Consider the following 13197-nt stretch of genomic DNA (forward strand, 5'->3'; position numbering starts at 1 on the left):
CCCCCATGGCCGCCCACGCCTGCACCTCTGGATGCACAGAGCCAGCCACCGCCACCCCCAGCTTGCGCGCCTCGATAACCAGCGCTACTGCCAGCCCGCCTTTCCCGCCAGCATCCCCCTCGCGCGCGGTATCTCTATCAGTAGTTAACTGACTACCCGATATGTCACGTTCAGGATGTTCGCTCATGTCCGCTTCATCGACAGAACCACTACCGGAAAATCCGCGCCCAGCTTGGCTTTCAGGCGGATCACCGCTATCACGTTCCTCTATACGCTTCATGTCACGTTCCTCATTTGGACGTGACAAAGCAGCCGCATCTGCAGCGGGGAAAAACACCACCAACTGCCTGCCCTCTGATGGCATCTGGCAGCGGCGCACCAGGCCAACCCGTATCAGCTCATCAATCAAGACATCCAGCTCGCGCAGAGACGGCTTCCACGCCTTGCGCTGGCTACCTCTCGGCGGTACATACTGGCAATGAATCGCCAACACCGCCCGGCTCATCTTGCCGGCGCCACGGCCGGCAATACGCGACTTCAAGTCCATACAGGCACGCATATGGCGAAAGACACGCTCCGCATAAGGGCTGACCTCATCCAGCAGCGTCTGCTCGCGCTCACTAAGCAAAATGCGCATTGCACACCCCCTGATCAGAAACAACCACGCTTCACCTCCGCAATCGACACCGCACCAGACGGCCAGTAACGCAGCACCAGACAGCCAGCACGCTCAAGCCGCTTGATCTCCTGCCGCATCTCGGCGCGCGTAAACAAGCTGCCATCCTCTTTGCGATGACGCTGCAGCGCCCAGCCCGCCAGATCACTCACACTGTCAAACTTCATGCCGCCTCCCGTAAGGTCGAACCCGCTCTTGCAGCAGGCACAACGGTCGATAACCCATGTCCTTCAAATGCAACTGAATGGCCTGCAAGTGCGCACTACCATGCACTGATAACAACCGCCGCTCCTCCGCCTCCTGCCAGCGAAACCAGCCCCGCTTGGCCAGCAGAATCACGTAAGCCGCATCCTCAGTCGGCCTGCCGCTGACCTGAATCCACTCCATGCTGCGCCGCCTTGCTTTCCAGTTGCCGGATCAACAGCCGCAACAGCTGGCTGCCCTCGCGCCGCTTGTCGTCCGGATGCGCCTTGCGCACCCGAAACGCCTTGCGCTGCAGCACCTGCTGCACCGGATCAGGCGCGGGCAAGGCTCAATCCCCTTTTGTGAGCAGCACGCACCGCATCAAGCACGCCATGCGAGTGCCGAATGCTCTGCAATACCGCCTCTTCAATGTCCGCCAGCTCAGACAGGTCGATACGATCGTCATCCAGCGCCAGGTTGATTGCCTCACCAACATCGCCCTGCGCCGCCATAAAGCCGGACAAGGCCCGCAGCGGGGAGCCTTCGCAATGCTTGCCAAACGTCGCCGGCATGCACACAAAGCCAAGCTGCTCGGCATAGGCGAACAGCACCGCCGGATCGTTGGCGATCACCGACATTTCCAGCGCCTCATCCAGCCGCAGGTGGTGCGTGTCGTTGTGCGGATTCAGCTTATTGGCCAATACCTTGGCAGACATACCCATCGCTGCGGCCAGCCCGGCAATACCGCCGGGGAAACGGCTAGCCACACCCCGCGCAGCGCTCAATACATCCATGTGTCATCCTCCAGAAAAAACACGTAGTTGATGGCGCAATGCGCGACTACGATGCACAGCAGCAAATAAAAAAAGCCCACCAACAGACGGGCAAAAAGCGGTCGAATCAGGGGGATTCCGCCGCCGAGGAAACAGAAGAACCAACCGGCCACACATCAGGCCGGAGAGAAGAACGCGACACATCACCATCCGTCGCCTGCTCGATAGCAATCGCCAGATTGACCGAAGCGCGGCGAAACCCGGTGGCAACGTGGGTGAGATAAGCAGGACTGCGGCCAACCTTCGATGCCAAATTGGATCGGGCGCCGCGCGCAGTCTTGAAGTAATCGGAGAGGTTCATGCACCAACAATATCAAATTGATATTGCTCGCGCAAGCAAACATATCAATCAGAACGTTTATCAAATTGATATTGCAGCGTTAAATGCCCGCATGAAGAGCATTGACGAAATCCGGCGCGAGAACATGCGCACACTGGTATCCAACCACTGCAACGGCACCCTCAAAGAGTTTGCCGCCGCCGTTGGCATCCAGCCGGGGCAGGCATCCCACCTCAACACCGGATTCAGAAATATCGGCGACAACATCGCCCGCCGAATCGAGAACGCCTTTACACTGGAAAAAGGCTGGATGGATCGCGACCACAACGACACCCAGCCAGAGTCAGAAGCCCCAGAACAGCAGCACACAGCCGCCGAAAGCGCAGCGCAATACAACGCTCTACCACCAGAGATCGCACCGCTTGTGCTGGCCGCAAAGGACGCCTACCTGCGCGGCAGCCTGAAAATCAACACCATCGACAACCTGGTGCAAATCATCAACTCACTCGGCATCGAGCCCCCCAGCACCGAGCAGATGAAAACCGGCAGCAAAACCATCAAATCCACTGCCAAATCCCTGCGCGACGCCCATAAACCCCGCTGAATATCCCGCTGGCACACGCCAGATGCATCAAATCGCACGCCGTGACCCGACGATGACCCAATGTGACCTCGCCGGTCATTCCCGCACCCTGCGGGCATGGAGACAATCCGGACATGGACGTGCCAAAGATCAGACGCGACAACCTGCACCAGCTCGTCAGCCAGCATGGCGGCGTGGTGGCGCTCGCCCATCGCATCGACCGCGACGCGTCACAAATCAGCCGCTACCTTGCCACCACCGGCAAGAGCCATCGCCACATCGGCAACAAGATGGCAGCCCACATCGAGCGCAGCCTGAGCCTGCCAGCCGGCTGGCTATCCACCCCGCACCACCTGTCCCTGCCGCAGCACCCACTCGTCAACGCCGCATGCCAGTACCTGAACACCTCGCCAGACCCAAAGGTGGCAGATATAATCGCCGCCCTGTTGCAAGCCCTTACACCCCCCAGATAAACGTGATAAGCCTGCTGGATACCGGACACATCATTGCCCCACTTCCCCAGCAGCACCGCACAGCCAACCACCATCGAGCATGTTTAATGCTTGACGAGTATGGCAACGAGGTAAAAGCGCACATCAAAGCCTTTCCCGCCGACAGCAAAGCCCTCGCCAACGAGCTGGCCGGCTGGATACTGCATCGCGCGGCAGGCATAGAAACCGCAGAACGCATATGGGTCATCATCCTCAGCAATGCCGAACTCCGTGCCCTGTTCCCTGCCGTAGACTGGGGCGACGCAGACGACTGGCCAAGCCTGGCCGTGCAACACATCAGCGGCCAGCCAGTCAGCGCGAAATCGGCGGAGCTATGGGTGGACGAGCTGGCTGCCTGGCACTCCACCGCGCCCTGTATCGCCATGGCCGAATGGCTGTGGGAAATCGACGGCAACGCCGGCAACCTCATCAATACCGGCCGCGGCGAGTTTGCCGCCATCGACTTTGCCGACAGCTTTGGCGGGCCGCACTGGACACCGGCACGGCTGCGTAAAAACACCCACGCGCCGTTTTACAACAAGCGCCTGCATATCGCATGGGGCGGCATCGCCACGCCAGCCCAGCGACAAGCCGCACAGGAAAGCGCCGCCAGGCACGCCAGCATCCTTGCCCGTCACTGGCGAGACATCACCCACTGGTGGGACCATCTGCTAAAACCAAAGCAGATACAGGCCGCCCATGACTTTCTGCTGGCACGGGCGGCCGTAAACTGGATGGATCACAGACTATGAAGCCCAGCAAGATTGCAGACGCTCTGCGCGCGGCCAACCCAGCCAGCAAGCCACGCCAGCCCGCCTACACCGGCACAGGCCACTGGCTGTATTGGCACAGCCCGTCCGGCGAAATGCTGCCCATTGGCGTCGCCATCCACCTGAACGGCGTCACCTACCGCCAGATCGCCGAGCACAACGACATACAGCAAACCGTTGCCGCACTCTGGGGCGAAACCGTTGCATGGCAGCTGGGCAAGCTGCTGGACAACACCACCACCGCGCTATACGACAAAACTGGCAACCTGCCGGAAGGCATCAGCGCTGAAGCCATCGAACTATGCCAGGGCGACAACCCAGCACAGATACTGGACCGGCTATGGCGCCACGGTGTCGCCGACAGCCTGCTGCTTAAAAAAAAACCGCCCAGCCAACTAGCTGAGCGGTCTATCTCCGGGAGCAACCCCGAGGCGGTGCCGGACGAACCGGCCGAGAACACCCGCGACGCGGCGGCGTCTGCGGTGGTGCCGCCAAAGCGCGGCGGACATGGTCAATAACAGGAGTCAACATGCAACCATGTTGCAGAGTTGAGACGCCTGTATCAATTCGTAAAAATACCTAATACAAAAACAAGAAAACCCGCCAAAGCAGGCTACTGCGTGAGGGAAACAACATCAGCCAAGCGCAATGACATTTCCTTCAAGTGCTTCTCTTCAAACTGCAATGTGAGATCGTAGTCAGCATGACACCTGATCTCCTTCATTGATCTCAGCTTCCGAGATAGCAAACTTGCGTTATTGTCCGCCAAACGCTTTATGAGCTTATCATGCGAGCCCTTCGCAACACTTTTCAGCTGGAATTTTTTTGCATCTGCCATCCGCAAAGCACGATGATATGCAGAATAGTAAAGCCGGTTTGCCGCAGATCTAATAACAGCCTCAGCCATTGGCTCTGGCTCAGCGTCAGGCTTCCATAACCAGTTGCCGACATCCGCTATACACTCTGGAGTCATCATCTTACACATCGACTCCAGTTGAACGGAACATCACATGCACGTTGCCATCTTGAAGCTGCTGAGCCGAGTCGGCATTTTCCCAAAATGCATCTTCAAGTGCGATCGCCTCTTCGGGAGTCATTCGCACAAGATAAGAGCAGTAGAGGCAACCTTCCTCTAAGTCGTACCGATAGTTTGGCCGATAATTCAGCAAAACTCCGCGAGCCATCGCGGTCTTAGCCACTAACCCAGAAACAAGATCAACGTACGCAGCGGCGTCCGGCATATTGCCTAGCACATCCATGGCCCCATCCTTAAGTCGTTCCACCAACTCAAGTTCGTCCGCATGGCCAACTCTCTTCATAAAGTCAGAAAGCATCACCAAGCGGCGAGCATCCAGCAAATAGTACAAGTATCCCGCTGTTGCAGAGTAGCTTCTAACCGGAGCTGCAGCTATCCAGTCCCCGACATAGCTCTTGGCCAGCTCTAGCTCCCCAACCGAAATCAACAGCGGAAAAAAATGCAAGCCAACCTCGGGATCATTAGATAGAGTTGCTGCCAACCTAACCGACCTAACGAATTCTTGAACGTCACCCTTAAGCACGCATACCAAACCATTTAGCCGCCAGTAGTCAGCCGGATCAACGGCTTTCAACTTCGCAACCTCACGCTCTAGACGGCGCAGTCCAAAATCGCCAGCCCCAACCACGCGGCAATTTCGCAGCATATCATGCAGCTGCGCCCCCACCTCATGCCCTATCGTTGCCGGCAAAATTGACATATAAAATTCCAATAAAAAACGCGCAATTATGTATTAGCGGCAACCAAAACTCAAGGAAGCACTAGCAGTTACAAGAAAAAATCACCACCACGGCCACGCCATGCCCACCAGCCCCACCGGCAAAAACCACCGCGGCGCAGCCATCACCATCACCAGCCACACGCCATAACTGCAGGCAGCAGTACCGGCAATGCGCCATACCCCAGGCCAACGCCATGCGACACTGGCTCCGGCCAGCACCAACCCCGCCACCAGCACAAGCCAGCCGAAGGAGCCCAACCGCCACGCCAGACCCAGGTGCCAATGCGGCAAATACATTGGGAAATCGCTCATAGTCCCACCACTACACCCGGCATCACCAGGTCTTGCGATATGCATCCCGCAACTTCATCAAGTCGAGGCGCATGCCAGGTGTAACCTCTATCCTGTCATCGCACACTTTGTAAGTGGCATTCTTTGACACCAATAGCTTCTCAACATCGTCAATGGTCGTCGCCAGGAACAACATGGCAATTTTCTGGTTGCCGACAGTGTCCCACGTTGGCGGCCACGCCTCTCTAACGGTAGAAATCTCCCCATCCAGATCCAGCTCTGCAACATTGCAGTCACGCCAAGGCCACTTACTACCATCCTCGTACAGCTCCGCCTTGCTCAGCGACATCATTACCGAATCTGGTTCCTCGCCCTTCTTGGCCACCACCCGATACACAATCGAACCACTGCCGACACCCGAATTCCACCCGGCAGTAGCCCTGTAAACAGTCTCAGCCTTTGTCTTGCTCGCAACAAACTCTGCATGCGCCACGGGCACCAGAAAACAGGCACCGAACAACAGCGACGCCATTACTCCGCATTTATTAGCACGCATCAGAATCGGCTCCAATGCAAACCAGCCGGCTCAAACACAAACTGCTGCCGCCCAGCGTCGTATACCTGCACCTCTACAACCATGCGCTTGGCTTTGCGCAGCCCATTCATTACGCGCTTGCGACCAGCCGGGCCAGACACAAACAGCACATCCTGCGAGCCATTCTCTGCGCCAGCCGCCGAAACAGTCTGCACAGGACCGTCATCAAACTTGACCTTAAAACTGCAGCCGTCATACGCATAGCAAGGCAGCTGTCCCTTATCGATAACCAGCATGACATCTTTGCCATACTCCGGATCATCACGCAGCGTCAGCCGCATGCTAGACCCCCCGTTGTACGGAAACGCCAGCTGGATTTCGTTCTGCGAGTAAAGCGTCGCCAGGTATCGGCTCTTCCCTCGCATCTCATCTTTCTTTTCGTCGTAACTCCATGTGCCAACCGGTGGCAAAGGCTCTCTCTCTGCTACAGGCGCGACAGGCGCAGACGCCACAACAGGAGCAACCACCGGCACAACTGCCGGCAGGGATGCCTCAGCGACAGGCGCAGAAGCGCCAATCTCTACGGGCCCAGCCTTACCCCCGCACCCCGCCAGCACCAAAGTCGTCATGACAACAAAGCGACGCATACCCACTCCACATAGTCCATTTGCATCAATCCTACGTCCCCCGGTTGCACCTCCACAACGGAAAACCAAACATAAGTGCAAATTGATATTGCAATATCAAAAACAACGTGCCAATATCCATCCATCGAATATCAATTTGATATTCATGGCTCCTTAACAACCCACGAAAGCGCCCCTGCCGCACCGGCAGGCAAGCGCACCCACCGCCCCGCCTGGAAACAGGAAACGGTCAACTGTCGGCACGGAAGCACCGGCCGGCTAACGATGGTTCGGGGGAACACGCCACGCTCATGGCGAAAGCAACACGGCCACCCAGCGTAGAAGCTGCCAACCGTGATCGAGCTAAGGGGCAACCGACTGAAGATCGGAAGACACCCTCGTTTTGGGGACATACAGAACGCACCTTCCAGCGCCCTGCCAACAGGACGCTGGCGAGTGACCACAACAAAGAAAGCAGCACCACATGGCAAGCAACTCACACTACGCCGGGCCACTCCGGCACGCTCCTTTCCCAAAGAAAAAGCACCCGATTTACGGACGCCTGAAAACTCGCTGGTTTCGAGCAGCAGCTTGGGCGGATAGGGGCTGGCGCGCGCTCTATTACAAAAGATTAGCTAAGAGCATGATCTTCAATCGCATCCAAGATACGAACAATGTTGCAGGTGAAGTCACTAACAGGCGTCAAGGCTGAAGCCTCAGCCCTTGCTTCTACAAATATCTCCTCGACATTGAATCCAAGCTGTAGGCCAAGCTGCTTTATCAGCAAGCCCACAGCAGCCTCGGTAGCCGTAGCTCGGTCATGTAGCTCACCAATAGAGACATCAAGCTTTTTAACCTCTTCCATGTCGGACCTCTTTGCTAAATAGCATTTTTCTGTGGAAAGAAAATTCTATCAGCATTGAGCGTCCGACACCCAACACAGCCCACGGCCCGCAGCGCCCTGCACCAGGACGCTGCAAGACGTTGGTCACGGCGTCGCGTTTCGAGCCGGGCGAAAGCCCTCAGCAGGCAGCCGGATAGCGTTACCGGCATCCAAGCAGCACGGCAACCCCGTGCTGCTTTTCTTTTTACCGCCTTGCTAATTAGCACTTCATTAGCAGCGCGTTAGCACGCCATTAGCAACACATAACCACGGAGTGAAAGACATGCCTCAAATATCTGTATCGGTATGGGTAGATGAAGAAGATGTCCTCGAAGAAATTGACACCGAGTCCCTACTTAAAGAACTGCAACGCCGGAAGGTTCAGATGGCTGGCTTCGACTCCGAGCAGTCACTCCGTCAAACCGCCGATCAATTCCGCTGGTATTTAGCCGCAGGCAACCATGCCGCAGCCCTTGAGCTAGCCAGAACCACATTAGAAGACGCCACGGGGCGCATCCTCAATTAGGAATCAAACATGACCACCGCCGAGCTGCAGCAGGCACGCACCGCGCTAAAAGCCCTGCAGGCACCAGACAAACCGCTCAGCAAGGCAGAGCGATTCCGCCAGCTGCTGCCGGACATCGAAGAACAGATCGCCAGAAACGTACCGCACGCCGACATCATCGCCGCACTGGCCAAGGTCGGCCTGCCGATGACCGAAAGCGAATTCCGCAACGCCCTCTGCCGCGAGCGCAAGCGGCTACGCAAGAAAGCCACGCCGCATGAAGCAAGCCAAACCCCCGCAACGCCGGCCACCAAGCCCGCAGCACAACCACAACAACCACCGCGCGGCGACCACCGCCAGCAGCGCGACCGACCCATCAACTGGTAAACAGGAGAACCCCATGCAACGCACCGTACACCTCACCCTGCAAGGCAAAGGCGGCTGCTTTAAATCCGGCATCACCGCCCTGGTGGCGCAATACCTTGCGGCCAACGCCGCGCAAGCGCCGCAGTGCATCGACACCGATCCGGTCAACCGCACCTTTTCCCGCCTCACCGCGCTGGGCGTGCAAGGGCTGGAGCTGCTGAACGATCACCAGCAGATCGACAGCCGCCAGTTCGACACCATGGTTGGCCGCATCCTCGACCACCACGGCGACACCGTCATAGACACCGGCGCCGCCGTGTTCGTCCCGCTGAAAGCCTACCTGGTGGAAAGCGCCGTGCTGGAGCTGCTGGCCGACGAAGGCATCCGCACCATCATCCATGTGCCGCTGATCGGCGGGCTGGACTTCACCGAAACCGTACGCGGCCTGCAAGCCATCCTCGATGACCTGCCGGAGGCCGACATCGTCGCCTGGTGCAACCCGTACTTTGGCCCGGTCGAACAAGAGGGGCGCGGCCTGCAAGACAGCACCCTTTACAAACACAACCAGAACCGCTTCGCCGGCATCATCGACATGATGAACACCGACCCCGCCACCTTTGGCGCGGACATCAACGAAGTGCGCCGCGACGGCCTCACCTACCTGCAGGCCATCAACCACCCCGGCTACTCGCCCGTCGCCCGCCACCGCCTCAAACGCGTGTGGGCCTACTACTGCCTGCAGCTGGATGCGCTGAACCTGACGCCGCAGCGCGAGGAGGTGGCGGCGTAATGTCCGACGACAAGACCACCAACAAGATCATCCAGATCAACACGATCAGCAAAAAGTCAGGCGATTACATCGCTGAATGCCCGCACTGCAAGGACATCTACCGGCTAATCGGCAATGACCTGAGCGCAGTGCGCGGCACTCGTTACTTACACAGCGCCTGCGACGGCTGGCTGGTCGTCAGCAAAACCGCCCGTTTTATCCGCAACCTGCCATAACCCGCGGCCAACGTTGGCCACACCCCATCCCCAGGCCACCCACGCGGTGGCCTCGCTATTTCAGGAGCACAACATGCAGACCAACACCGTCAAGCAGCTCATCCGCGCGCGCGCTGAAATGCAGGCCGCCGCCCGTAACGGCAGCCTGGTGATCTTCCCCAGCAACATGGATTCCGTGCGCGACTTCCGCCGCCTCGGCATCCAGCACCTGCACCAACCGCACTTCACCACCGCCGGCCTGCTGGCCGACCGCCCGATCTGCAAAGGGCCGCGGGCATGAGTGGTAAACACTTCCACCCGGACCCGCACTACATCAACCGTCGCGCCGAAGTACGCAGCAACAAACTAGCCGGCAAATCCCTGCCGCGCTACAGCACACAAGACGCCCGCAACGCCAACGCCCGCCGCGAGATCGAGCGCCGCCGGCTGGAACAGGAGGCAAGAGCATGAACAAACCTTTCGCCCAACAAATGCAAGAAGCCCAGCAGCTTCGTCACAAAATATTCGCCGAGGGCTTGCCTGCCCTGCGTCGCGTGCTGCAGGTGGCCATGCGCGACACTGGCCAGGCCGGCACCTGCGCCCGATTCCTGCTCGGCCTCTACAACGACCGGCGATTTCCTTTCGCCCTCACCGACCTGCGCAGCCTGGACGACGATCTGTTTAACGACTGCATGGCAGTGCTGCGCATGGACGCCCACGTCTGCGAACGCGAAGTGCATTGCTACTTTGAGGATGGCGGCGAGATTTGGGAACAACTGGCCGAAGACTGGCGAGTCCGCGACCACACCATAGCCTACCGCCCCTAATCCCCCATGCAGAGCGCAATCACATGAAAACCCTCTTCAACATCCTCAGCGCCATCTGCAAAGGCATGGCACAGGGCGCCAGCGCGGGCCGGCGTATCGCCAAATGAAATCCGATAGCCCGCTGCGGCTGGCCATCACCAGCACCGCACAGTCGGCATGCCGGGTGACGGCTCTCGCCGCTGGCGTCATCATCCTCCTGGGAGTCTCGGAATGGATAAGCACCCGTTAGCCCGCGTGCATCTGGAAACCCTGCTGCGGCTAAGCGAGGAATACACCTCCGCCGTCCGCCGCATAGACCTGCACCGCTGGGACTACATCAACGCCGAAAACCTTGCCGCCGCGCTAGCGTTGACCGGTCACCACATCACAGTGACATCGACACACTCGCCACTGCGCGACATCAGCCCGCAGCTGCTCTGTAGCCAGATCAGCAAAGAGCTGATTGCCGCCATCACGCAGCTCGGCTTCCGCCCCTTTAAAAACGGCGACCACTGGCAAGTCAACCCGCCGGCCTGCGCCGGCGACAATGCCATGTCCTTCACACTACTGGAGCGCCCATGAAACACCAGGACATCACCAACCAGACCTTTGGCAGTATCACCGCCATCCGCCTGGCACACATCGCCACAGACCCCGACGGCGACAAGCGCGAATACTGGATTGCCAAGTGCATCTGCGGCCACGTATTTACCCGCCGCAAAGACGGCATCACCGGCTGCAAATCCACGTCCTGCACCTGCAAGCGCGCCAAAGGGGCAGTCGCCACCAACGCACTGCCCGACAAGGCCACCACCGCACCAGAAGATGCCGCCACCACACGCCAGGCCATCGAGATGAATCGCCGCAGCGTACCCAGCTCCATGCGCACGCTGGTTGGCCGCATCATCCCCGCCCGCCACACCACCGGCTGCAGCTTTTCCGCCGCGCACCTGCCAGGCGGCCACAGCTCCGCCTTCGCCACGATGGAGGCCGCGCCGTGAGTTACCAGGAATACGGCGAAGACTTCCACGTCACGCCCCGCCGCCAGCCGGCGCCAGACAATCAACAGGCCACCCACGCGGTGGCCTGATTCATTCAGGAGCAGGATATGAGCGCAACACAGCTGATTCAGCCGGTCGAACCGGTACGCGACGAGTGTGGCCACTGGTGGCACCCGGGCATCCCTGACTTTGACGAGGACACGGACGCCTACGCGGCGTGGCTGAAAGAGCAGCAGCTGACCACCAACACCGCATGGCTCGAAAGCGAGGACGTAGAGCACCCCGCCTACGTCAACTACTTCGACAACGAGGATGGCGACATCAGCGAGTGGCAGCCGAAACCGCCGGCAGGTGACGGCTGGTTTCTGCTGGCCATCTTCGACACTGAGGACGGCCCGGCGGCCACGTTCGTCAAGCGCGAGGAGATTGCAGCATGAGCAAGCAACAGACACAGCAGCCGGTGGCGTGGGTGCGCTTCTGCAGTGATGGCTGCTACGAAGGGCCGATTATGGACAGCGACCCCCGCATGGATGGCTGCCGCCGTACTTCTGGCGCGTGGACGCCGCTGTTCACCAGCCAGCCCATGCCGCGCGACGTGCTGATGGCTGCGATGCGTGACGTGTTGGCCGCATGCTCGCATGAGATGAAGCGTGCATTCGGACTGATGGAGACTTTCGAGGCGATCAACCTCGCCGACATCGCAGACCGCTACGCCAGCAAGGTGCAGACGGATGGTAATGGCTACGGCGCAGGCGTTGTGGAGGCAAGTTTGCGCGCCAAGGTAAACAGCATGATCCATGATATTGCCGTGGCTAAATGCGAGATTGAGCGCTTGCGCACCCAACAGCCGGAGCCGGTGAACCAGCAGATGCTGGCGGCGCTGAAAGCCGTGCTGCAGTGGATCGACGATTGGTGCGAAACCGGGCCAAACATGGACTTCGAGCGAGTAGAGGCAGAAGCAGATGCCGCCATCGCCGCCGCCGAGGCAGCGCAGCCAGTGGGGCTGCACGCAAGCAAGTTCTTCGCCTATGACGACGAAACCGGATTTGACCTGTTCGACACCGCAGAGGAGGCGAAGAAGGCGGCACAGGACAGCATTGACGAATACCGCCATGAGGCTGGCGAAGGTTGGCCGGAAGAAGTGGAAAACGTCTGCTGGGGCGTTGTGCTTGGCGCTACCAAAGAGGCTCCGCTTGTTGATAGTGAAGGCAACTCAACTGACTGGGCTGGCGACAAATACGTTGACTACGTGCTGGCCGACTGCCAGCAGCCCGCCAGCGCCCAGCCGGTGGCAGTGCCGACCGATGTTGGCAACTGGCGCAAGGTCGTGGAGGACCTGCTGAAAGACTGGCACGACGGCACTGTCGTGCAGGTTTACCACGGGAAGGCTGCCGCTATCGACATTGCAACCAACCGTATCGCAGCAGCCCGCGCCATGCTGTCCGCAGCGCAGCAGCAGGAGGGCGGGAAATGAAACGCAAGGCATGCCCCGCTTGTGGGCACAAAGACTGTGAGGGATGGCAACCAGGACAGCCACAGCATGAATACCGTAAAGGTAACTGGTTTCTTGGCTGTCACTGTCCGAACTGCATGAAATCTCGCGACGAGGCAGGCGGATTCATCGCCC

26 protein-coding genes are annotated in these 13197 nt (G+C 59.0%); 15 read left to right on the plus strand and 11 right to left on the minus strand.

The features are described from left to right. The 5 genes from HU218_RS06785 to HU218_RS06805 form a co-directional block, all read right to left on the minus strand. The coding region (locus HU218_RS06785; RefSeq protein ID WP_174874186.1) for a hypothetical protein at window positions 1–637 on the minus strand (637 nt) is incomplete at its 3' end. A 14-nt stretch (window positions 638–651) separates the two neighbouring features. Next, entirely contained in the window at window positions 652–843 is a 192-nt protein-coding gene (locus tag HU218_RS06790) for a hypothetical protein (protein WP_174874187.1), read from the minus strand. A 185-nt stretch (window positions 844–1028) separates the two neighbouring features. Next, a complete protein-coding gene (locus HU218_RS06795) occupies window positions 1029–1205 on the minus strand; it encodes a hypothetical protein (protein WP_174874188.1) in 177 nt (58 codons plus the stop codon). Next, window positions 1192–1653, minus strand: coding sequence for a phage regulatory CII family protein (locus HU218_RS06800; RefSeq protein WP_174874189.1), 462 nt, complete (start codon window positions 1651–1653; stop codon window positions 1192–1194). Before HU218_RS06800 ends, HU218_RS06795 begins: the two co-directional genes overlap by 14 nt. A 106-nt stretch (window positions 1654–1759) precedes the next feature. Then, entirely contained in the window at window positions 1760–1993 is a 234-nt protein-coding gene (locus tag HU218_RS06805) for a transcriptional regulator (RefSeq protein ID WP_174874190.1), read from the minus strand. On the opposite strand from HU218_RS06805, the gene HU218_RS06810 reads away from it, so the two are divergent. The 4 genes from HU218_RS06810 (at window position 1992) to HU218_RS06825 (ending at window position 4334) form a co-directional block, all read left to right on the plus strand. Next, complete coding sequence (locus HU218_RS06810; protein WP_174874191.1) at window positions 1992–2576, plus strand: hypothetical protein; 585 nt, start codon at window positions 1992–1994, stop codon at window positions 2574–2576. The genes HU218_RS06805 and HU218_RS06810 overlap by 2 nt on opposite strands. 119 nt (window positions 2577–2695) lie before the next feature. After that, the gene (locus HU218_RS06815; RefSeq protein ID WP_174874192.1) at window positions 2696–3028 is read left to right on the plus strand and encodes a hypothetical protein; all 333 of its coding nucleotides are present in this window, start codon (window positions 2696–2698) and stop codon (window positions 3026–3028) included. Between the two features lie 86 nt (window positions 3029–3114). Beyond that, entirely contained in the window at window positions 3115–3798 is a 684-nt protein-coding gene (locus tag HU218_RS06820; RefSeq protein ID WP_174874193.1) for a hypothetical protein, read from the plus strand. After that, window positions 3795–4334 (plus strand): hypothetical protein, encoded by a 540-nt coding sequence (locus HU218_RS06825; RefSeq protein WP_174874194.1) that lies wholly within the window; start codon window positions 3795–3797, stop codon window positions 4332–4334. Before HU218_RS06820 ends, HU218_RS06825 begins: the two co-directional genes overlap by 4 nt. A 95-nt stretch (window positions 4335–4429) precedes the next feature. Here the strand turns inward: HU218_RS06825 and HU218_RS06830 are convergent, their stop codons facing one another. From HU218_RS06830 to HU218_RS06855, 6 genes are all read right to left on the minus strand, one after another. Beyond that, the gene (locus HU218_RS06830; protein WP_174874195.1) at window positions 4430–4792 is read right to left on the minus strand and encodes a hypothetical protein; all 363 of its coding nucleotides are present in this window, start codon (window positions 4790–4792) and stop codon (window positions 4430–4432) included. Between the two features lies 1 nt (window position 4793). Continuing rightward, on the minus strand, window positions 4794–5552 hold the full coding sequence (locus tag HU218_RS06835) for a hypothetical protein (RefSeq protein ID WP_174874196.1): 759 nt from the start codon (window positions 5550–5552) through the stop codon (window positions 4794–4796). An 81-nt stretch (window positions 5553–5633) separates the two neighbouring features. Then, window positions 5634–5885: a hypothetical protein gene (locus HU218_RS06840; protein WP_174874197.1), complete on the minus strand. Its 252-nt coding sequence runs from the start codon at window positions 5883–5885 to the stop codon at window positions 5634–5636. 22 nt (window positions 5886–5907) lie between these two features. Continuing rightward, a complete protein-coding gene (locus HU218_RS06845; protein ID WP_174874198.1) occupies window positions 5908–6420 on the minus strand; it encodes a hypothetical protein in 513 nt (170 codons plus the stop codon). Further along, window positions 6420–7046 (minus strand): hypothetical protein, encoded by a 627-nt coding sequence (locus HU218_RS06850; RefSeq protein WP_174874199.1) that lies wholly within the window; start codon window positions 7044–7046, stop codon window positions 6420–6422. Before HU218_RS06850 ends, HU218_RS06845 begins: the two co-directional genes overlap by 1 nt. 610 nt (window positions 7047–7656) lie before the next feature. Beyond that, complete coding sequence (locus tag HU218_RS06855) at window positions 7657–7890, minus strand: hypothetical protein (protein WP_174874200.1); 234 nt, start codon at window positions 7888–7890, stop codon at window positions 7657–7659. A 301-nt stretch (window positions 7891–8191) separates the two neighbouring features. Between HU218_RS06855 and HU218_RS06860 the strand changes: the two genes are divergently transcribed. The 11 genes from HU218_RS06860 (at window position 8192) to HU218_RS06910 (ending at window position 13044) form a co-directional block, all read left to right on the plus strand. Then, entirely contained in the window at window positions 8192–8434 is a 243-nt protein-coding gene (locus HU218_RS06860) for a hypothetical protein (RefSeq protein ID WP_174874201.1), read from the plus strand. Between the two features lie 9 nt (window positions 8435–8443). Beyond that, entirely contained in the window at window positions 8444–8800 is a 357-nt protein-coding gene (locus tag HU218_RS06865) for a hypothetical protein (protein WP_174874202.1), read from the plus strand. Window positions 8801–8813: 13 nt separating this feature from the next. Next, on the plus strand, window positions 8814–9569 hold the full coding sequence (locus tag HU218_RS06870) for a P-loop NTPase family protein (RefSeq protein WP_174874203.1): 756 nt from the start codon (window positions 8814–8816) through the stop codon (window positions 9567–9569). Continuing rightward, window positions 9569–9784, plus strand: coding sequence for a hypothetical protein (locus tag HU218_RS06875; protein WP_174874204.1), 216 nt, complete (start codon window positions 9569–9571; stop codon window positions 9782–9784). Before HU218_RS06870 ends, HU218_RS06875 begins: the two co-directional genes overlap by 1 nt. A gap of 73 nt (window positions 9785–9857) precedes the next feature. Next, a complete protein-coding gene (locus HU218_RS06880; RefSeq protein WP_174874205.1) occupies window positions 9858–10064 on the plus strand; it encodes a hypothetical protein in 207 nt (68 codons plus the stop codon). Next, complete coding sequence (locus HU218_RS06885) at window positions 10061–10234, plus strand: hypothetical protein (RefSeq protein ID WP_174874206.1); 174 nt, start codon at window positions 10061–10063, stop codon at window positions 10232–10234. The genes HU218_RS06880 and HU218_RS06885 overlap by 4 nt, the downstream gene beginning before the upstream one ends. Beyond that, entirely contained in the window at window positions 10231–10590 is a 360-nt protein-coding gene (locus tag HU218_RS06890; RefSeq protein WP_217450744.1) for a DUF7673 family protein, read from the plus strand. The genes HU218_RS06885 and HU218_RS06890 overlap by 4 nt, the downstream gene beginning before the upstream one ends. A 210-nt stretch (window positions 10591–10800) precedes the next feature. Next, complete coding sequence (locus HU218_RS06895) at window positions 10801–11151, plus strand: hypothetical protein (RefSeq protein WP_174874207.1); 351 nt, start codon at window positions 10801–10803, stop codon at window positions 11149–11151. After that, on the plus strand, window positions 11148–11570 hold the full coding sequence (locus HU218_RS06900; protein WP_174874208.1) for a hypothetical protein: 423 nt from the start codon (window positions 11148–11150) through the stop codon (window positions 11568–11570). The genes HU218_RS06895 and HU218_RS06900 overlap by 4 nt, the downstream gene beginning before the upstream one ends. Window positions 11571–11677: 107 nt before the next feature. Then, window positions 11678–12007 (plus strand): hypothetical protein, encoded by a 330-nt coding sequence (locus HU218_RS06905; RefSeq protein ID WP_174874209.1) that lies wholly within the window; start codon window positions 11678–11680, stop codon window positions 12005–12007. Further along, entirely contained in the window at window positions 12004–13044 is a 1041-nt protein-coding gene (locus HU218_RS06910) for a hypothetical protein (protein WP_174874210.1), read from the plus strand. Before HU218_RS06905 ends, HU218_RS06910 begins: the two co-directional genes overlap by 4 nt. Window positions 13045–13197 lie beyond the last annotated feature (153 nt).

The sequence above is a fragment of the Vogesella oryzae genome, assembly GCF_902829295.1.
Classification (GTDB): Bacteria; Pseudomonadota; Gammaproteobacteria; order Burkholderiales; family Chromobacteriaceae; genus Vogesella; species Vogesella oryzae.